This window comes from Micromonospora parastrephiae (assembly GCF_016802865.1).
In the GTDB taxonomy this organism is placed as follows: Bacteria; Actinomycetota; Actinomycetes; order Mycobacteriales; family Micromonosporaceae; genus Micromonospora; species Micromonospora parastrephiae.
Genome location: NZ_JAEVHM010000112.1, coordinates 1 through 18,671, shown reverse-complemented (window position 1 = coordinate 18,671; position 18,671 = coordinate 1). Strand labels below are relative to the sequence as shown.

Genomic DNA, 18,671 nt, shown 5'->3' with positions numbered 1-18,671 from the left:
GTCACCGGCCGGACGGGCCGGGGTGCCGCCACGCGGGCCCTCCCCCACGCCGCCCGCGCCCGCCGGGGTGGGCGTCGTGCCCCACTCGCCCGGAGCGGGCACACCCGGTGGGCGGATCGGTCGACGCCCACCGCCGGCCTCCGACTCGCCCGGCTCCTTCGCGCCCGGCCAGGGCTTGGCCACCCGCGAGGCCAGCACGAACTCCTTGCGCAGCGGATGACCCTCGAACTCGGGCGGCAGCAGCAGCGGTCGCAGCTCACCGTGACCGGTGAAGCCGATGCCGAACATCTCGTGCGTCTCCCGCTCGTGCCAGGCCGCACCCGGGTAGACGTCGACCACCGAGACGACCGTGGGCGCGTCGCGGGGCACCCGGGTGCGCAGCAGCACCCCGTGCCGCAGCCGCGTCGACCAGAGGTGCGCCACCACGTCGAAACCCTCGGCCAGCTCGTCCACCGCGGAGAGCCAGTCGAAGAAGTCGCAGGCCAGCTCGGTGTCGTCCCGGGCGGCGCGCAGGGCGTCCGACCAGTTCGCCGACGGCACGTCGACGGTGGCGCGGGCGAACCGTTGCCCGCCGGAGACCGACGGGGTCGCCTCGACCGGCGCGAGCAGCGCGACCAGCCGAGCGCCGACCTCTTCGGGAGTCATGCCGCTGATCCTAGTGCCGGCCCGATCCGCGCCGGCCCGCCGTCGATGCCGGCGATCTGCCGGCTTTGCCGGGCGGCGCGGCAGTCGGCGGGGAAAGATGAGGGCGTGCGCGCTGTCACTGTGAGACCCGGAGTCGCCAACTCGCTGAGCCTCGTCGAGGATCAGCCGGAGCCCGCGGCCGAGGAGGGTGCGGTCCTCGTCGAGGCGCTGGCGGTGGGGATCTGCGGCACCGACCACGAGATCATCGCCGGCGAGTACGGCGAGGCGCCGCCGGGCGCGGACCGCCTCATCATCGGGCACGAGTCGCTGGGCCGGGTGATCGAGGACCCGACCGGCACCCTGCAAGCCGGTGACCTGGTGGCCGGTATCGTCCGGCATCCCGACCCGGTCCCCTGCCCGAACTGCGCGGTCGGCGAGTGGGACATGTGCCGCAACGGTCAGTACACCGAGCACGGCATCAAGGCGTTGCCCGGGTTCGCCCGTGACCACTGGCGGATCGAGCCCCAGTTCGCGGTCGCGCTCGATCCGGCGCTCGCCCAGGTCGGCGTGCTGCTGGAGCCCACCAGCGTGGTGGCCAAGGCATGGGACCACATCGAGCGGATCGGGCACCGGGCCGAATGGCAGCCGCAGACCGTCCTGGTGACCGGGGCCGGGCCGATCGGGCTGCTGGCCGCGTTGCTCGGCACCCAGCGCGGGCTCACCGTGCACGTGCTGGACCGGGCCACCGACGGGCCGAAGCCGGAACTGGTCGCCGGGCTCGGCGCCACCTACCACGCGGTGCCGGTCAACGACCTGCCCTTCGAGCCGGACGTGGTGATCGAGTGCACCGGCGCGCCCACGGTCGTCCTCGACGTCATGTGCAAGGCGGCGCCGACCGGGATCGTCTGCCTCGCCGGGGTGTCCAGCGGCGGCCGGAGCATCGACTTCGACGCCGGAGCGCTCAACCGGGCCCTGGTGCTGGAGAACAACGTGGTGTTCGGCTCGGTGAACGCCAACCGTCGGCACTGGGACATGGCCGCCCAGGCCCTCGCCCGCGCCGACCAGGTCTGGCTCGAGTCACTGATCACCCGTCGGGTACCGGTGAACAGGTACGCAGACGCGTACACCCCCGGGCCGGACGACATCAAGGTGGTGCTGGAGTTCGCATCCTGAGCGTTCCGCCCGATCAGATGCCCGGCAGCCGGCCGTTGCGGAACAGGTCGACGAAGAGCTGGTGGTCCTGCCGGGCGCGCACCCCGTACGCGTGCGCGAAGTCCACCAGGTGGGTGACGAACCCCGACTCGTCGGTGTCCACCGCCGCGACGATCGCCTCCTCGGTGGAGTAGTCCACCAGGTCGTGACTGGACTCGTCGTCGGCGACCGAGTGCATCCGGGCCACCGCCCGGCCCAGGTCGACGAGCACCCCGCGCAGGTCCTCCGGCTCGTTCACGTCCGACCAGTCCAGGTCGGCGGCGTACGGGGAGACCTCGGCGACCAGCTGACCGGCCCCGTCCAGCTCGGTGAAGCCCAACCACGGGTCGGCGTGCGCCTGCAACGCCCGCTGTGACTCGGCGGTCCGGTGGCCCTGGTGCTGGAAGTAGCCGCGGACCGTCTCGTCGGTCACGTACCGCGCCACGGCCGGCACCTGCGCCTGCTTCATGTAGATGACGACGTCGTTCTCCAGGGCCTCGGTGTGCCCCTCCAGCAACAGGTTGTACGACGGCAGCCCGGCCGAGCCGATGCCCACCCCCTTGCGCAGCACCACGTCCTTGATCCGTGCCGCCACCGGACGCAGGCGCGCCGAGGCGGCGGGCAGGGTGCCCAGGTACTCCTCGAAAGCGGCGCGAACCTTGTCCCGGGTGGCGTCGTCGATCTCGAAGACCCCGTCGCCGACCGAGAAACGCCGCTCGTAGTTGTCGATGGTGGTCTGCGCGGCCAGCAGGTCGACGCGGGTGTTGAGCCGGGCCTGCTGGAGCACCCGGCGCAGCACCCCGTCGGCGTTGTCCAGCGTGATCGAACCGATCGCGTCGTCCCCGCCCGCGGCGATCGCCCGCAGCTCGGTCAGGTACGACCCGGCGAAGCCCGCCACCAGCTCGCCGATCACCGTGTCGGAGAGCGCCTTGCCGTAGCCCAGCAGCGCCACGCTGGCCGCGAACCGCCGCAGGTCCCAGGTGAACGGCCCGACGTACGCCTCGTCGAAGTCGTTGACGTTGAACACCAGGTGCCCGGAGGCGTTCATGTAGGTGCCGAAGTTCTCCGCGTGCAGGTCACCGTGGATCCACACCCGGCTGGTCTGCTCGTCGAGGAACCGGTCGTCGGCGAAGTCGCCGAGCTGGTCGGCGTAGAACAGCGCGGCGCTGCCCCGGTAGAAGGCGAACGGCGACGCCGCCATCTTGCGGAACTTGCGGCGGAAGGCGGCCGGGTCGAGCGCCATCGACGCGCCGAACTCCTCGGTGAGCACGTCGACGATGTGGGCGGACCGCTGGTCCACTGAGCTGGTCATGATGCGCAGGCTAGCTCGCCCCGGCCACCCCGGTGTCAACCCGCGGCGGGTGGGCGTACCGGCGGGGCGGTGAGCGAGTCGACCGAGCGTGGGGCGGCGGCTTCGCGGGGTGGGGCGTCCAGCGGCGCGGCCAGCACATCCCGCTGCGGCACCCCGCCGATGCCGGACTGCTCGGCGGCGATCTTCTCCTGTAGCCGCAGGATGCCGTGCAGCAGCGCCTCTGGCCGGGGTGGGCAGCCGGGCACGTACACGTCGACCGGTATGAGCTGGTCGACACCCTTGGTCACCGAGTACGAATCCCAGTAGGGGCCGCCGCAGTTGGAGCAGGCGCCGAAGGAGATGACGTACTTCGGCTCGGGCATCTGGTCGTATAGGCGTTTGATGGCCGGGGCCATCTTGTCGGTCACCGTGCCGGAGACCACCATGAGGTCGGCCTGCCGAGGGCCGTGAGCGAACGGGATCACGCCGAGTCGGATGAAGTCGTGCCGGCCCATGCTGGTCGCGATGAACTCGATCGCGCAGCAGGCCAGGCCGAAGTTGAACACCCAGAGCGAGTAGCGGCGCCCCCAGTTCAACACGAACCGGATCGGCTCACCGAGCACTGCCGGTAGCTGCACGCCCGCCCCCTCCTGTCCTCCACCGGACAGTCAACCACAGCGTCCCGCCGCGGCGCCGGGGGCCGCGAGCACTGTGCTGCCCGCCTCGGCGCATTGGCCATCTCGGGCCCGGCCGGCACCGCTGGCCGGGCCCACTGCGGGAACGGACGCCCCGCCGGTACGCCGCACTCAGGCCGCTGCCACCCCAGGGCCGGGGCCGATCTCGCCGGGGGCACCCGGACCAGGGCCGATGGCCAGAACCACACCCGGGCCCGGACCGATCTCACCCGGCGCACCCGGACCGGGGCCGATGGCGAGGGACACGCCCGGGCCGGGACCGATCTCGCCGGGGGCGCCGGGGCCGGGGCCGATCGCCGTGACGGCTGCCGCCGCGCCACCCAGGCCGAGGGCGAGCCCGGCCGCCGCAGTCACTCCGGTGAGCAAAATCTTCCGCATGGTCATCGTCTTCTCCCGTGTCGTTGGGGGTTGATGAATTGACCGTACGGAACCGACGAATACCACAAAACCTCCATTTAGCGATACTTATCTATACTGACGCCCGTTGATCGATCGGCCGAGCTGTGCCATGTCACCTTGTTGTCCTGGACGTGACAGAAACCTCCGCCGACCGCGCGCAACCGACCGGCGAGTCCGGCTGTGTGACGGGTGCCGGCGGGACACGCTGCTCGCGGCCACCACGGGGAGGACGAGTGCTTGTGACGAGAGAAGTGCGGGTGGGCGGACGGCCACCCGACCCGCTGGGCGGCTCCGCTCCCGCGACTGCCGAACTGGTCTTCGACGACTTCTACAACGCTCACTTCCGTTCGCTCGTGGTACAGCTCACCGCGTACACCGGTGACCGTGGGCACGCGCAGGACCTGGTTCAGGAGGCGTTCTGCCGGGCGTACGCCCGCTGGGACCGACTCGCCCGGTACGAGGACCCGCTGGCCTGGGTACGCCGGGTCGCCTGGAACCTCGGCCACAACCGCTGGCGGCGACTGCGGACCGCCCAGGCGTGGCTGCTGCGACAGCGGGAGACACACGTCGCCGGGCCGAGCCCCGACCGGGTCGCCCTCGATGTCGCGCTGGCGAAGTTGCCGCCCACGCAGCGGCGGGCCGTCGTCCTGCACTACCTGGCCGATCTGTCGGTGGCCGAGATCGCCGCCCAGGAACGGGTCGCCGAGGGGACCGTCAAATCCTGGCTGCACCGGGGCCGCACGGCACTCGCGACGCACCTGCGCGACACCAACGAGGAGGTGCGGGATGTCTGAGCAGGAGACCCTCGGCCTCGCCGAAGAGTTTGCCCACTACCGCCGTACCGTGCTGGAGAAGGTCGAGGTGCCCGGGCCCGCCGCCGTCCGGCGGACGGCACGGGGACGCGGCCGTCGTCGGCTGGCCGCCAGCACCGCGACGGCGCTCGCGCTGTTCGGCGGGTCCGCCGTCGGGTACGCCGCGATGAACGGACCGGATCACCGGCCGGGTCCGGTCGACCCGACGCCGAGCATCTCGGTGTCGCCCACACCGAGTGACCTGGCGAGCCCGACTCTCAGCCCTTCCGCGACCAGCGGCAGCCCCATCTCCGCCGCGCCCGACGGCCGGATCAGCCGATCACAGCTGCTTGGCACGGCGGTGAACCTTCCGGCGTGGCGGGCCGGCCGGGGCTGCCCGACGTCGTCAGTACGGATCACCGCCGACGACCGCGAGGGCGCGAACTGGCTCCTGGCGCTCGACCACGGCGACGTCGACGGGGACGGGGCGGTGGAGACGGTGGCGCTCGTGCAGTGCGTGCTCGGCACCGGCGGGCCGATGCAGGTGGTCGCCTTCGACCGGGACGAGGAGGAGAAGGTGGTCACGCTCGGCCGCGTGGTCGCCACCACCATCGACAAGCCGCAGTGGCTGTTCGCGCTCGACGTGGTGGACGACGGCACGGTGCGGGTGCAGGTCGGCGACATCGCGCCCGGCGGTGGTTGGCCCGGCGAGTGGTCACAGCGCCAGTGGCGGGGCTACCGCTGGAAGGGTTCGGCCTTCGCCCAGGTCTCCGGGCCGACGAGCTTCGGTCCGAACCCGCACTCGGCGGACCTCGCGGTCACCGCCACCGAGCTGGTGTTGAGCACGGCGGATGACGGCTCGCGAACGGGTGAGACCACGGTCCGGATCCGGAACAAGGGCACCGCGGCGGTCCCGCACGCGACGCTGCGGCTGAACGTGCCGTCGGCCGTACGCCCGGACGTGGACGGGTGGGGGCCGTGCGGCAACGAGCCGCAGGAGACCAGCCAGCCGGTGACCTGCGACCTGGGCCGGATCGCGGCCGGTGCGGAGGTGACGCTGACCCTCAGCTTCCGGGCCGCCGTGGGGGCCACGGTGGGCAAGGGGTCCGCCGACGTGGACGTCCGGCCGATGGACGGCGACTTCAACTTCCTGCTGGATCCCAAGGACACCGACAACGTGGCGCGGATGGCGTACCGCTGACGTGCGACTCACGCCGGCCGGGTCGGACACCCGCTCGGGTGTCGACCAAGCCCCAACTGGGGCGTTGCAGCAGGCCGACGAACTCCACCAGCAGCCGCTCACGCAGCGCCGGCGGAGCGGCGTCGAGCAGCGTGTTCACCACCGCCATCCGGTCCGGCGTCGGCGCGTCCCCGCCGCCGAGCCCGAGCCCGGCGGCGAGGCCGGCGACCAGTTCGGGCGTGAGCGCGTCCGGGGTCAGCGATGTCGCCAGCGCCGTCAGCTCCGGCGGGAGGGCGACCGGACCGGCCGTCCGGGCGGCGGCCACCGCGTCGGCCAGAGCCGGCCCGAACTCGGCGACCCGCGGCGCGACCGAGGCGGTCACCGTGAGGTGCACGCTGGCCGGCAGCCCGGCGTACGACAGCTGGGGTTGGGTGTGCCAGCCGCGTGCGGTCAGTTCGTCGACCAGGACGAACAGGTCCGGGCCGCCCTCGGTTGCGGTGAAGCAGACCACAGTTGACTCCGGCTCGGCCATCAGCCGCAGCCCGTCGACGGCGCGGACCGCGTCGGCCAGGCCGGCGACGGCGTCCCGGGTGACGGTGGCCAGCCGCAGGTAGCCGTCGTCGCCGAGGTGCCGCAGGGTGGCGTACGCGGCGGCGATCGGCCCGCCCGAGCGGGTGGACGCGATCACCGGGTTGATCATCGTGTAGCCGGGCCAGTCGGCGTACGCGAAGTACTGCGGGGCGCGCAGCGCGGCATCGCGGTGCAGCAGCACCGACACCCCCTTCGGCGCGTACGCGTACTTGTGCAGGTCCACCGAGATGGACGTGACGCCGGGTACCGCGAAGTCGAACGCCGGCACCGGCTCGGAGAGGCGGCGCAGGTACGGCAGGGTCCAGCCACCGAAGCAGGCGTCCACGTGGCAGCGCACCCCGGCCTCGGCCGCCGCCGCCGCGATCGGGACGACCGGGTCCACCACCCCGTGCGGGTACGACGGCGCGGAGCAGGCCACCAGCACCGTCTCCGGCCCGATGGCGGCGGATATCGCGGCCGGGTCGGGACGCAGCGTGTCCGGGGAGACCGGCACCACGTCCAGTGCCACTCGCAGGTAGTGCGCCGCCTTCGCGAACGCGGCGTGCGCGGTCGACGGCACCACGATCCGGGGTGTGGCGATCTCCGGGTGGGCGTCCCGGGCCGTCTTGACGGCGAGGATCAGTGACTCGGTGCCGCCGCTGGTGACACTGCCGACCACGTCCGGAGCGGTGGTGTCGGGGCCACCGCCGAGCACCCGGGCGGCGGCGCCGACGAGCGCGTTCTCCATGGCGAGCAGGGACGGGAACGCGGTCGGGTCGAGCCCGTTGACGTGGGCGCTCTCCCGGTGCGCGGCGGCGGCCAGGTCGTCGAGCCCGGGCACCGCGGGGTCGTAGACGTACGCGAACAGCTGCCCACCGTGGGTGGGTCGATCGCCGGCCCGCAGCCCTCGAACCTCGGAAAGCGCAACCTCCGCCGAAACCCCGGGAGGTAGAACCCTGCTCTCGTCGATCATGGAGTTATGGTGCCCTTCTCGTGACGGTCAACGGCTTTTGTCCCCCACCACAACTCATGATCGACCCGTCCGTCGCGGAGGGCGGCGGTTAGCGCGGACGGGGTTAGGGTGTAGCGGCGTAGCAGCAGGATCGGCGGGGCGATCAGCGCGGCGGGGAGGACGCTGAAGCCCAGCAGGACGCCCAGGCGGGCGGTGTCGGACTGGGTCGCCGCCGTGCCCGTGTCGGACGACACGTAGCCGGAGAGCTGGAGCACCAGGCCGTAGATGCCCGGGCCGAGGGCCAGGCCGAGCATCTCCCCGGCGGTCCACAGGCCGGTGAAGACACCCGCCTGGCGTCGACCGGTGCGCGCCGTGTCGTACGCGATGCAGTCCGGCAGCATCGCCAACGCGAAGACCTGCTGCCCGGCGTACCCGACGCCGATCACCGCGACCACCAGGTACACCGCGAACGGTGGCAGCACCGGTGCGGCGACCAGCAGGAGCGCCCCGGCGGCGAGGATCACGGCGGCGACGACCAGGCCCGCCCGCTTGCCCAGCCGGGCGCCGACCCGGCTCCAGATCGGCATCACCAGCAGCGCCGGCCCGACGAAGCAGGCGAAGAGCAGGGTCGGACCGCTCCGCTCGTCGCGCAGGATCTGCCCGGCGAAGTAGTTGACGCCGGCCAGGATGGTCGCCACCCCGGCGGACTGCACCACGAAGCAGATCAGCAGCGCCCGGAACGGTCGGTTGGCGCCGGCCACGGCGAGTTGGACGCGCAGGGTCGGCTCGCTGCCGCCCACCGTGCCGGTCGGCGCGGAGCGGGTACCGACGAACGCGCCGATGGCGCCGAGAGCGATCAGGACCGCCACGAACAGCCCCATCCACCGGTGCCCGGCCAGGCCGTCGCCGCCGGCGGTCACCACCAGCGGGGCGACCGCGCCGGAGACCAGGATGGTCAGCGCCAGCACGGCGATTCGCCAGGTCATCAGGCGGGTGCGTTCGGCGTAGTCGTCGGTCAGCTCCGCCGGCATCGCCACGTACGGCACCTGGAAGAAGGCGAACGCGGTGGCGGTGGCGAGGAAGGCGAGCGCCACGTACGCCCCGGCGGCCCGACCGTTGCCGAACGGCGCGGCGAAGATGGCCGCGAAGAGCACGGCGAGCGCGAGCCCGGCGACGAGCAGGTACGGCCGGCGGGCTCCCCAGCGGGACCGGGTGCGGTCGGAGATCCGGCCGGCGACGGGGTTGACCAGCACGTCCCACGCCTTGGGTAGCAGCACCAGCAGGGCGGCCACTCCCGCGGCCACGCCCAGCGTGTCGGTCAGGTACGGCAGCAGCAGCAGACCGGGCACGGTGCCGAACGCGCCGGTGGCCAGGGATCCGAGCGCGTATCCGGCGTGCACCGTCCGGGGCAGCGGGGCAGCGGTTGGCGTACCGGCGTCACCCGGCGGCGGGTTCATGGGGCCGAATATTACTCACGTTGAGTCGTGGGTCACATCCCCTCCTCCGGCGACCAACCCGCGGCCGCCATGTCCACGCCCGCACCCCGCAGTGGCGCCCCCTCGGCGCGCAGCCGGGCCTGCGCCTCCCGCTCGTGGCCCGGTGGCAGCCGACCGCTCGCGGTCACCACCCGGTGCCAGGGCACCGAGCCGCCGTGCCGGGCCATGATGGCGCCCACCAGGCGGGCCGAGGCGCGCCCCGACCGCTCGGCCAGAGCATCGGCGACCGCGCCGTACGACATCACCCTGCCCTCCGGGATCCGCTCGACCAGGTCGAGCACCGCCTCGACGTACTCGTCAGGTGTCACAATCGGCCACCATATGGGAACGCCGCCGGGCGCTACGGCCGTGACCACGCAGAATGGGCGGGTGCGCGACGCAGTCACGGCGGCCCGACGGGTCGTCGTCAAGATCGGGTCCTCCTCGTTGACCACCGCCACCGGCGGCCTGGCCGACGAGCGGGTCGACGCGCTGGTCGACGCCCTGGGGCGGCTCACCGCCGAGGGCCGCGAGGTGGTGCTGGTGTCCTCCGGCGCGATCGCCGCCGGCCTGGCCCCGCTCGGGCTGACCCGACGCCCGCGGGACCTGGCCACCCAGCAGGCCGCCGCCAGCGTCGGGCAGGGCCTGCTGATCGGCCGGTACGCGGCCAGCTTCGCCCGGCACGGCCGCACCGTCGGGCAGGTGCTGCTCACCGTCGACGACGTGACCCGGCGCGCGCACTACCGCAACGCGTACCGGACGCTGCGCAAGCTGCTCGACCTGCGTGCGGTGCCCATCGTCAACGAGAACGACACGGTGGCCACCGAGGAGATCCGGTTCGGCGACAACGATCGGCTGGCCGCTCTGGTGGCCGCGCTGGTGCACGCCGACCTGCTGGTGCTCCTCTCCGACGTGGACGCGCTCTGGACCGGCGACCCGGCCCGGCCGCACTCGACCCGGATCGCCGAGGTCCGCGACGACGCGGACCTCGCCGGCATCACCATCGGCGGGGCCGGGCGCTCCGGCGTCGGCACCGGAGGCATGGTGACCAAGGTGGAGGCCGCCCGGATCGCCACCGGCTTCGGCATCCCGGTGGTGCTCACCGCAGCCGACCTGGCCGCGCCGGCGTTGGCGGGCGAGCCGGTCGGCACGCTGTTCCATCCGCAGCGGCAGCGTCCCACCGCCCGGCTGTTCTGGCTGGCCCACGCCACCTCACCCCGGGGACGGCTGCACCTCGACCCGGGCGCGGTCGCCGCCGTCGTCGCGCGGCGCAAGTCGCTGCTGCCCGCCGGCATCACCGCCGTGGACGGAACGTTCACCGCCGGCGACCCGGTGGACCTGGTGGACACCGCGGGCGCGCCGGTCGCCCGTGGCCTGGTCAACTACGACGCGGTGGAGCTGCCCGGGCTGCTCGGTCGTTCCACCTCCGAACTCGCCGCGGCGCTCGGCCCGGCGTACGAACGGGAGGTCGTCCACCGCGACGACCTGGTGCTTCTGTGAGGAGTGATCGATGAGCGTCGTCGAGCAGGCGCGACGGGCGCGGGACGCCGCCGCCGACCTGGCCATGGCCACCCGTACGGCCAAGGACACCGCGCTGGCCGCGATGGCCGACGCGCTGGTGGCGCGTACCCCGGAGATCCTGGCCGCCAACGCGACGGACCTGGCGGCCGGGCGGGAAGCCGGGCTGAGCTCGGCCGTGCTGGACCGGCTCGCCCTCGACGCGGGCCGGGTGTCCGGCATCGCCGACGCGCTGCGCCAGATGGCCGCGCTGCCCGACCCGGTCGGCGAGGTGGTCCGCGGCTCGACCCTGCCCAACGGCCTTGAGCTGCGCCAGATCCGGGTGCCGTTCGGGGTGGTCGGCATCATCTACGAGGCGCGTCCGAACGTGACCGTGGACGCCGCCGGAATCTGCCTCAAGTCCGGCAACGCGGCGCTGCTGCGCGGCTCGTCCTCCGCCGCGCACTCCAACGCCGCGCTGGTCGCGGTGCTGCGGGACGCGATCACCGCCGCCGGGCTGCCGGCCGACGCGGTGCAGTTGCTCGACGCCAGCTCCCGCGACTCGGTCAAGGAGCTGATGCGCGCCCGAGGGCTGGTCGACGTGCTCATCCCGCGCGGCGGCGCGTCGCTGATCCGCACCGTGGTCGAGGAGTCGACCGTGCCGGTGATCGAGACCGGGGTGGGCAACTGCCACGTGTACGTGGACGCCGCCGCCGACGTGGCACAGGCCGTCGCGGTGACGCTGAACGCCAAGACGCAGCGCCTGTCCACCTGCAACACCGCCGAGTCGCTGCTGGTGCACGCCGACGTCGCCGACGCGTTCCTACCGGCCGTGCTGGCCGCGTTCGCCGAGGCGGGGGTGACCGTACACGGCTCCCCCGCGGTGGCCGCCTACTCCGCGGCGGTGGTCCCGGCCACCGAGGAGGACTTCGCCACCGAGTACCTGTCGGCGGACATCTCCGTCGCGGTGGTCGACTCGCTGGACGCGGCGGTCGCGCACATCCGGCGCCACGGCACCGGGCACACCGAGGCGATCCTCACCGACTCGGCGAGTGCGGCCCGCGAGTTCGTCGCCCGGGTGGACGCGGCGGCGGTGATGGTGAACGCCTCGACCCGCTTCACCGACGGCGGCGAGTTCGGCTTCGGCGCGGAGATCGGCATCTCCACCCAGAAGCTGCACGCCCGCGGCCCGATGGGTCTGCCCGAACTGACCAGCACCAAGTACGTGGTCACCGGGAACGGGCACGTGCGTTAGGCGACCGTCGCCGGGCGGCAGGCCCGGATCGCCGAGAGCGTGGCGTGCACGTCGAACTGGTGGCCGTCGTCGCTCTCCCAACCGCCGTCGCTGCGCTGCGTCTCGGCCAGCCGGCGGAGCGCCCGCCCCATGATCCAGTCTTGCGAGTCGATGCCGACCCGACGCAGCGTGGCCGCCAACCAGGCCACGTCACCCGGGGACATCGCAGACATCCGCTCGGCGAGCACCACCTGGATGCGCGCCGACTCGTGGAACATGCCCTGCCGGTGCAGCACCGCCGCGCTCAGCCAGCCGGCGGCAAGGAACGACGGCCAACTGCCGTCCGGGCGCAGCCGTCCGGCGAGTGACTGGGCCGCCGCCTGGACCACACCGGCGTACGCCCCGCCGACCCGGTGGTCCAGCGGCCCCGAGGCACGGGCGTCCAGCCCGGCGACGGTGAGCCAGAAGCCCGCGTTGGCGGTGAGGAAGAGCTTGGCCTCCGGATCGCCGGGGCGGGCCCACTCCGGTGCCGAGACGGCCAGCGAGGCGTCCTCGTCCCAGCCGCCGTCGGCCTGCTGCCGGGACGCCAGCCAGTCCAGTGCCCGGCGGGCTGCGGGGCGGCCGAGTGCGCCCAGGTCGTCCAACTCGGCGAGTCGGAAACAGGTCGCGTCGATCGACGCGACCTGGCCGCCCCAGCTCGCCGGCCAACCGCCGTCGGGCGACTGGCCGACCTCGGCCGTCTCCAACAGTTCGTCGGGCACCGGGGTGCCGTTGCGCAGCCAGGAGAGACGGGCGCGTTCCACCGCGTCCCCATGCGCCACGACGAACCCGATCGCCGCATCCAAGTCGACCACGGCGGAGACGCTACCTGCGCAGACGCGATCCCGCCTCGGGGAATCGGCCAGCCGGGAATGACCGCGGCGCTCTGGCCCGGCGGCCACTCCTCGTCACGTGCGTCGATGTGCCGGGACGGCGGCGACGCCGCCCCGGCCCAACCGGTCAGTACGCGGGCAGCGACGGGTCGATCTGCTTGATCCAGGAGAGCACGCCGCCCTGCACGTGCACGGCGTCACGGAACCCGGCGGCCTTGAGCGCGGCGAGCGCCTCCGCCGAGCGGACGCCGGACTTGCAGTGCAGCACGATCTGCCGGTCCTGCGGCAGCTGCGCGAGCGCGTCGCCGGAGATGATGTCGCCCTTGGGGATGAGGGTGGCGCCGGGGATCCGGACGATCTCGTACTCGGCCGGCTCCCGAACGTCGACGAGGAAGATGTCCTTGCCGGCGTCCTGCCATTCCTTGAGCTCCAGCGCGGTGATGGTCGAGTCGACCACCGCCTCCTGGGCCTCCACCGAGACCGCACCGCAGAAGTCCTCGTAGTCCTCAAGGAGGTCGGTGACGGTCGGGTTCTCGCCGCAGAGCACGCAGTTCGGGTCCTTCCGAACCTTGATCTTGCGATACTCCATCTCCAGGGCGTCGTACACCATCAGACGCCCGACCAGCGGCTCGCCGATGCCGGTGAGCAGCTTGATCGCCTCGTTCACCTGGATCGAGCCGATCGACGCGCAGAGCACGCCGAGCACGCCACCCTCGGCGCAGGACGGGACCATGCCGGGCGGCGGCGGCTCCGGGTAGAGGCAGCGGTAGCAGGGGCCGTGCTCGGCCCAGAACACCGACGCCTGGCCGTCGAACCGGTAGATCGAGCCCCAGACGTACGGCTTGCCGAGCAGCACCGCCGCGTCGTTGACCATGTAGCGGGTGGCGAAGTTGTCGGTGCCGTCGACGATCAGGTCGTACTGGGCGAAGATCTCGCGGACGTTCTCCCGGTCCAGCGCCGTGTTGTGGATCTCCACGTTGACCAGCGGGTTGATCTCGCGGATCGACGCGGCGGCGGACTCGGCCTTGGACCGGCCGATGTCCGACACGCCGTGGATGATCTGACGCTGGAGGTTGGACTCGTCGACGGTGTCGAAGTCGATGATGCCGAGCGTGCCCACCCCCGCCGCGGCGAGGTACATCAGGGCGGGCGACCCGAGGCCACCGGCGCCGACACAGAGCACCCGGGCGTTCTTCAGCCGCTTCTGCCCGGCCACCCCGACGTCCGGGATGATCAGATGGCGCGAGTAGCGGCGGATCTCGTCAACGGTCAGCTCGGCGGCGGGCTCGACGAGCGGGGGCAACGACACGGTGGACTCCCCGGAATCGGCGGTGTGAACCGCGCCATTGTCACTCGCCGGGGCCCCGCTCGGCCATGAGGGAGGACACGTGGCCCGCGATGCGGGAGCGGGAATAACGACGCCGGGTCGGTCAGGGGACGATGTCGCCCGAGTAGCGACGGCCGTCGACGTACGGCCAGGCGTTGGCGACGCAGCCCTGTAGGCCGTACGTCTGCTGCTGCATGACCGGTGCCGGCTCACCCGGGCCGGGGCAGGCCTCGTGCTGTTCGCCGAACTCGTGGCCCACCTCGTGGTTGACGACGTAGGTGCGGTACGTGTCCAGCGGTGCGCCGTAGTCGGGGACTGCCTCCTGCCACCGGGCCAGGTTGATGATGACCTGGCCGGGCAGTCGGCAGGAGGTGTAGCGCTCGGTGGTCAGCCCGCCCTCGGCGCACATCCGCTCCGAGGTGACAGGGGTGGCCAGGTAGATGGTGAAGTCGGCGGCCTCGGCGTCGGCCACCCGTTGCACCCGCAGCTCGCCGGAGGCGATCCAGCTGCGCGGGTCGGCCAGCACCTCGTCCACCTTGGCGGCGAAGGTGTCGGCGTCCTGGCCGGTGCCACGTTCGACCGCGACCCGGTAACGGCGCAGCGGCCCGTCCTCGCCGTGCACGGTGGTTCCGCCGTCGGCGGCGGTGAACCGTCCCGCGCCGACCGACGGGTAGCTGCTGGGTGCCGGGTGGGCGCCCCCACCGCCGTGCCCCATCCCGCCCTGGGTGGTGGTGGCCGGCGGGTCGGCCGGCCGATCGCCGCCCCGGGTGGTGGTCACGCCGACGGCGGTGGCGAGCACCAGCACGCCGAGCAGCAGGCTGCGGCGGCGCCGGAGCATCCGTACGAGAGTGGGACGCGCGTGCCGGTGCGCCGACTGGACCGGCGGGTCGGGCGGCTGGGGCGGGCCGTAAGGGGACGACGGCGTCATGACGTCCAGCCTGCCAGATTATTCGGGCATTTCTCTGCTTTTACCGCTATTGACGCAAGACGCCCGATGCGGGGCGCACGCTCAGAGCGCCGGACCGACGTGACGGCGTCCGTCAAGGTACGGCCACGGGTTGGCCCGGCACCCGTCTAGGAAGAGCGTCTGCTGCATCATCACCGGCGCCGGCCGACCCGCGCCCGGGCAGCGCTCGTGACGGTGCCCGAGCTGATGACCCACCTCGTGGTTGACCACGTACATCCGGTAGACCGACAGCGGCACGCCGGCCGAGACGTAGTGCGGCACGGACAACCGCCACCGATCCAGGTTGATGATCACCTGCCCGGGCGCGCGGCAGGAGGTGTACGGACGACCGCCGATCCGGATGTCCACCCCACCGTCGGCGCACATCCGACCCGCCGTACGGGCCGTGGCCAGGTAGACGGTGAAGTCGCGGGGCGCGCCGCCGGGCACCTGCCGCAACCGCAGCCGGCCGCTGTCGACCCAACTGCCCGGCCCGGCGAGCGCCCTCCCGACCACCTGCCCGAACTCGGCGGCGTCCTCGGCACTGCCCGACTCCACCGCCACCCGGTAGCGCCGCAGCTGACCAGCGCGACCCAGCACCGGGCCGGAGCGGTCGTCGTAGCCGAACCGGCCCGTGCCCGCGCTCGGCACCGCCCCGGGCAGCCGCAGCACCGGGGGCGCATCGGACGAAGCCGACGCGGAGGGCGACGGGTCGGCCGACGGCGGCAGCGGCGCGGCCACCAGCGGCGGCACCGTGACGATCTCATCCGCGGCCAACCGCTCGGCGCCCGGACGGCCACCCGGCCCCTCGGCGATCACGGTCACCGCCGCCCCGACCGCCAGCACCGCCGCCACCAGTTGGGCGAACAGGGCGAAGCGTCGCTGACGGCGAGCGGAACTGGACATCCGGCTCAGCCTGCCAGATCAGACCGCCCGACGGCGTCCTCCGTTTCGGCGAGCAGACCCACCACCGCCCGGGCGACCAGCCGGGGAACCTCCAACTGCGCCACGTGACCGACGCCGTCGAGCATCAACAGACGGCTGTCCGGGATGACCCGGGCGGTCTGCGGCGCGACCCGGACGTCGACCAGCCGATCCTCCCGACCGCCCACCACCAGCGTGGGCGCCCGCACCGCCCCGGCGAGCCGCCACAGCGACCCCGACCCCGGCAGGTACGCCCGCAGGAAGCTGGAGACCAGCCCACGGAACGTCCGCACGTACGCGGCGGCGTAGTGCTCCGCCTCGTAGCGCACCCGGATCTCCTCCAACGCCTCGGCCCGGCGCTGCTCGCAGATTCGGTTCAGGTCCGCCACGCAGGCTTCCAACACCTGCTCGGCCATCACCTCGGGGGCGAGCTGGGTGAGCCGCCGGGCGACCAGCCGCTCACCCCCGGGAATGGCCAGCACCGGCAGCATCCTCCCCTGCAACGAGCGGCGGAAGTCGAGAAACGGCAGCGCCGGAGAGATCAGGGTGAGGGTACGGACCAGGTCGGGGCGCAGTCCCGCCACCTGGACGGCGACCGCACCGCCCAACGAGTTGCCGAACAGGTGCACCGGCCCCCGATCGGAATGCTCGATCCACCGGACGACCAAATCGGCGAAGGCCGGGACGGTGTAGCGACGACCCGGCTCGCTCCGACCGAACCCGGGCAGGTCGATGGCCTGACCGTCGAGCCGGTCGGCGAGCAACCCGGCCAGATCCGTCCAGTTCTGCGACGAGCCGCCCAGCCCGTGCACGTACAACGCCGGCTCCGCGCCGGCGGCGGTGGGCGGAGTGTCCCGCACGTACGTGACCGAGCCGCCGAGGCGAACCTCCCGCCCCGGCCACGGCGGCGGAACCCGGTGCTCGGGAAGAAGCTCGTCCGGCCAAAGGATGGCGCGTTTCATCCTTCCAGTCTGCCCCGGACCACTCAGGACAGCAGCGCCTCCAGTCAGGACAGCAGCGCCTCCAGCCGCCGGTTGACCGCCGCCAGCGTCGCCCGGACCACCGCCTGCCGCGGATCACCGGCGACCAGCGCCGAACCGGCGAGCTGCTCGACCCAACCCTCACACACCAGCAGCACCACCACGGTCGCCACCTCGCAGTTGCCGAACGGCACCACCGCCGCGTGCTCGACGAAGCAGCGCCCCCGCTCGGCATTTTCGGCACCGCGCAGCAACTCGTCCACCGCTGCGGCCGCGGCCACCGCGCAGAGCCGCAGCACGTAACCGTCCACCGCCGGCCCGGTCGCGTACCCGGAGGCGTTCTCGCCGCCGGCCAACAACCGGACCTCCACATTGGCGTCCAGCCCGAACGTGCTGACCTGCACGTGGTCGATCACCACCCGAGGCCCGGGCGCGCCGCCGGTGTCCAGCGGCCGGGACGGCGCGGATTCCGTCGTGGTCACCTGACCACCCGAGTACGACGTACCCAGCGTCGCCGGGCTGCCGGTGGCCGCGCCGGCGGGCGCGGCCGAGACCGAGCCCGGCTCCTCCACCGTGGCACGACCCCGGTGCGGGGCGCTCTGCCGGCGCCGACGTGACGTGTCCCCCCGCCGGCGGAGTCTCGACCCGCCCGGCCACGGTGGGCTCGGCGGCGCGTATTTCCCCGGTCCGCGGCTCCGCGCCAGCGTCCCGCGTCTCCGTGGGGCGTCGCTCGGCGGCACGCGGCTCGACACCACGCGGCTCGACACCACGAGGCTCGGCAGCGCGCTGCTCGGCGGCGCGGCGGCGTACCGGCGGGGCCGGCGTGCTGGGCAGGCCGGGCAGGTTCTGCGGGGCGGCGGCCAGACCCATCCGCTCCTGGAGCAGCCGGGCGACCTGTCGGCTCACCTCGGCCGGGTCGGCCCCGTCGGCCAGGTCCAGCCGGAGGCTGTGCGCACCGGCCGGTGTACGCCGCAGCGCCGCGTCACGTACACCGGCCACCTCCCGAACGGCGTCCAGGATGGCGTTGACGTCGAACCCCTCGGGGCGCTCCCGCAGGGGCGCGGGTTCGTCGTCACGGCGCAGGTGGGTGGCGATACGGGCAAGTTCCGGGGTTTCGGCGGGGGGCTCCACGGCTGGCGGCTCCGGCACGACGGGCACGTCCGGCTCCGCGGGAACGCGCTGCGGCAGCACCGCCGACGTCGTTTCCGGACGACGGCCGGTGTCGGCCGGGTCGACCGGCGACGCCGGGTCGGGGGCGGATCGGCGTGCCGCGTAGGGAGGGGCGGACGCGGGTGAGGGCCGGTCACGGCGTCCGCTCCCGCTCGTGGCGGAAGGTGAAACGACGCCGGCCGACATCGGTGCGGCGTCGGGGGATGACGGACCGGTCGACGAGGGTGCGGTGCGGGTCGGCTCGGGCGGCTCGGGAGTCGCCGGGCGCAGCCGGAAGGGTGCGACCGACCGGGGCTCAGGTCGGAGCGAACCGGGCTGTTCGCCCGGCTCGTTACCCCGGGGCGTGCTCGCCGGCCAGGATGGACGCTCGCCGGAGGACGCGGGAAGGCGCCCCTCGGACCAGTCGGGCCGCTCGGCCCGCTGCGGCGTGCTGGGCGAGGCCGTCGGCGAGCCACCCAGGTCAGCCCGGAGGCCCGGGCCGCGGTCCAACAGGCCATCGCCGAACTGGGGTACGTGCCGAACCGTGCCGCCCGTGCGCTGGTCACCCAGCGGA

At 73.2% G+C, this 18,671-nt stretch carries 17 protein-coding genes and 2 pseudogenes; 6 read left to right on the top strand and 13 right to left on the bottom strand.

Going from position 1 to position 18,671, the window contains the following annotated elements:
* Nucleotides 1-645: NADH-quinone oxidoreductase subunit C (locus JNW91_RS20615; protein ID WP_203177149.1), on the bottom strand; the 645-nt coding region annotated here is incomplete at its 3' end.
* A gap of 105 nt (nucleotides 646-750) precedes the next feature.
* Here JNW91_RS20615 and JNW91_RS20610 point away from each other — a divergent pair.
* The gene (locus tag JNW91_RS20610) at nucleotides 751-1,797 is read left to right on the top strand and encodes a glucose 1-dehydrogenase (protein WP_203177148.1); all 1,047 of its coding nucleotides are present in this window, start codon (nucleotides 751-753) and stop codon (nucleotides 1,795-1,797) included.
* A gap of 13 nt (nucleotides 1,798-1,810) precedes the next feature.
* Here the strand turns inward: JNW91_RS20610 and JNW91_RS20605 are convergent, their stop codons facing one another.
* From JNW91_RS20605 to JNW91_RS20595, 3 genes are all read right to left on the bottom strand, one after another.
* Nucleotides 1,811-3,127, bottom strand: coding sequence for a DUF2252 domain-containing protein (locus tag JNW91_RS20605; RefSeq protein WP_203177147.1), 1,317 nt, complete (start codon nucleotides 3,125-3,127; stop codon nucleotides 1,811-1,813).
* 35 nt (nucleotides 3,128-3,162) lie between these two features.
* Complete coding sequence (locus tag JNW91_RS20600) at nucleotides 3,163-3,744, bottom strand: NADH-quinone oxidoreductase subunit B (protein ID WP_203177146.1); 582 nt, start codon at nucleotides 3,742-3,744, stop codon at nucleotides 3,163-3,165.
* A gap of 168 nt (nucleotides 3,745-3,912) precedes the next feature.
* Nucleotides 3,913-4,185: a hypothetical protein gene (locus JNW91_RS20595; RefSeq protein WP_203177145.1), complete on the bottom strand. Its 273-nt coding sequence runs from the start codon at nucleotides 4,183-4,185 to the stop codon at nucleotides 3,913-3,915.
* Nucleotides 4,186-4,433: 248 nt separating this feature from the next.
* Here JNW91_RS20595 and JNW91_RS20590 point away from each other — a divergent pair, with 248 nt between their 5' ends.
* Both JNW91_RS20590 and JNW91_RS20585 read left to right on the top strand, forming a co-directional pair.
* Nucleotides 4,434-4,994: an RNA polymerase sigma factor gene (locus JNW91_RS20590; RefSeq protein WP_203177144.1), complete on the top strand. Its 561-nt coding sequence runs from the start codon at nucleotides 4,434-4,436 to the stop codon at nucleotides 4,992-4,994.
* The gene (locus JNW91_RS20585) at nucleotides 4,987-6,192 is read left to right on the top strand and encodes a hypothetical protein (RefSeq protein ID WP_203177143.1); all 1,206 of its coding nucleotides are present in this window, start codon (nucleotides 4,987-4,989) and stop codon (nucleotides 6,190-6,192) included. The genes JNW91_RS20590 and JNW91_RS20585 overlap by 8 nt, the downstream gene beginning before the upstream one ends.
* Before the next feature lie 52 nt (nucleotides 6,193-6,244).
* Here JNW91_RS20585 and JNW91_RS20580 read toward each other — a convergent pair.
* The 3 genes and pseudogenes from JNW91_RS20580 to JNW91_RS20570 form a co-directional block, all read right to left on the bottom strand.
* Nucleotides 6,245-7,714, bottom strand: a pseudogene (locus tag JNW91_RS20580) (pyridoxal phosphate-dependent decarboxylase family protein); the annotation flags it as partial.
* Entirely contained in the window at nucleotides 7,711-9,150 is a 1,440-nt protein-coding gene (locus tag JNW91_RS20575) for an MFS transporter (RefSeq protein WP_203177141.1), read from the bottom strand. The gene JNW91_RS20575 and the pseudogene JNW91_RS20580, both read right to left, overlap by 4 nt.
* Before the next feature lie 32 nt (nucleotides 9,151-9,182).
* Nucleotides 9,183-9,497, bottom strand: a complete 315-nt coding sequence (locus JNW91_RS20570) for an MGMT family protein (protein WP_203177140.1) — start codon at nucleotides 9,495-9,497, stop codon at nucleotides 9,183-9,185.
* 13 nt (nucleotides 9,498-9,510) lie between these two features.
* On the opposite strand from JNW91_RS20570, the gene proB reads away from it, so the two are divergent.
* Nucleotides 9,511-10,668, top strand: coding sequence for a glutamate 5-kinase (gene proB, locus JNW91_RS20565; RefSeq protein ID WP_203177139.1), 1,158 nt, complete (start codon nucleotides 9,511-9,513; stop codon nucleotides 10,666-10,668).
* Nucleotides 10,669-10,678: 10 nt separating this feature from the next.
* Nucleotides 10,679-11,920: a glutamate-5-semialdehyde dehydrogenase gene (locus JNW91_RS20560; protein WP_203177138.1), complete on the top strand. Its 1,242-nt coding sequence runs from the start codon at nucleotides 10,679-10,681 to the stop codon at nucleotides 11,918-11,920.
* On the opposite strand, the gene JNW91_RS20555 is transcribed toward JNW91_RS20560, so the two are convergent.
* From JNW91_RS20555 to JNW91_RS33995, 6 genes are all read right to left on the bottom strand, one after another.
* A complete protein-coding gene (locus JNW91_RS20555; RefSeq protein WP_407664360.1) occupies nucleotides 11,917-12,840 on the bottom strand; it encodes a prenyltransferase/squalene oxidase repeat-containing protein in 924 nt (307 codons plus the stop codon). The two genes, JNW91_RS20560 and JNW91_RS20555, sit on opposite strands and share 4 nt — an antisense overlap.
* A gap of 58 nt (nucleotides 12,841-12,898) precedes the next feature.
* The gene (gene moeZ / locus JNW91_RS20550) at nucleotides 12,899-14,080 is read right to left on the bottom strand and encodes an adenylyltransferase/sulfurtransferase MoeZ (protein WP_203177137.1); all 1,182 of its coding nucleotides are present in this window, start codon (nucleotides 14,078-14,080) and stop codon (nucleotides 12,899-12,901) included.
* Nucleotides 14,081-14,201: 121 nt separating this feature from the next.
* A complete protein-coding gene (locus JNW91_RS20545) occupies nucleotides 14,202-14,936 on the bottom strand; it encodes a DUF3152 domain-containing protein (protein ID WP_238425375.1) in 735 nt (244 codons plus the stop codon).
* Between the two features lie 171 nt (nucleotides 14,937-15,107).
* Entirely contained in the window at nucleotides 15,108-15,950 is an 843-nt protein-coding gene (locus JNW91_RS20540; protein WP_203177135.1) for a DUF3152 domain-containing protein, read from the bottom strand.
* A 5-nt stretch (nucleotides 15,951-15,955) separates the two neighbouring features.
* Nucleotides 15,956-16,930, bottom strand: coding sequence for an alpha/beta fold hydrolase (locus JNW91_RS20535; RefSeq protein ID WP_203177134.1), 975 nt, complete (start codon nucleotides 16,928-16,930; stop codon nucleotides 15,956-15,958).
* A gap of 44 nt (nucleotides 16,931-16,974) precedes the next feature.
* A complete protein-coding gene (locus tag JNW91_RS33995; protein ID WP_407664359.1) occupies nucleotides 16,975-17,520 on the bottom strand; it encodes a hypothetical protein in 546 nt (181 codons plus the stop codon).
* Nucleotides 17,521-18,538: 1,018 nt separating this feature from the next.
* On the opposite strand from JNW91_RS33995, the pseudogene JNW91_RS20525 reads away from it, so the two are divergent.
* A pseudogene (locus JNW91_RS20525) lies at nucleotides 18,539-18,671 on the top strand (LacI family transcriptional regulator); the annotation flags it as partial.

Coding starts and splice junctions, on each gene's coding strand:
- JNW91_RS20605 (WP_203177147.1), bottom strand. CDS start 3,127: ATGACCAGCTCAGTGGACCAGCGGTCCGCCCACATCGTCGACGTGCTC.
- JNW91_RS20595 (WP_203177145.1), bottom strand. CDS start 4,185: ATGACCATGCGGAAGATTTTGCTCACCGGAGTGACTGCGGCGGCCGGG.
- JNW91_RS20585 (WP_203177143.1), top strand. CDS start 4,987: ATGTCTGAGCAGGAGACCCTCGGCCTCGCCGAAGAGTTTGCCCACTAC.
- JNW91_RS20575 (WP_203177141.1), bottom strand. CDS start 9,150: ATGAACCCGCCGCCGGGTGACGCCGGTACGCCAACCGCTGCCCCGCTG.
- proB (WP_203177139.1), top strand. CDS start 9,511: ATGGGAACGCCGCCGGGCGCTACGGCCGTGACCACGCAGAATGGGCGG.
- JNW91_RS20560 (WP_203177138.1), top strand. CDS start 10,679: ATGAGCGTCGTCGAGCAGGCGCGACGGGCGCGGGACGCCGCCGCCGAC.
- JNW91_RS20545 (WP_238425375.1), bottom strand. CDS start 14,936: ATGCTCCGGCGCCGCCGCAGCCTGCTGCTCGGCGTGCTGGTGCTCGCC.
- JNW91_RS20540 (WP_203177135.1), bottom strand. CDS start 15,950: ATGTCCAGTTCCGCTCGCCGTCAGCGACGCTTCGCCCTGTTCGCCCAA.
- JNW91_RS20535 (WP_203177134.1), bottom strand. CDS start 16,930: ATGAAACGCGCCATCCTTTGGCCGGACGAGCTTCTTCCCGAGCACCGG.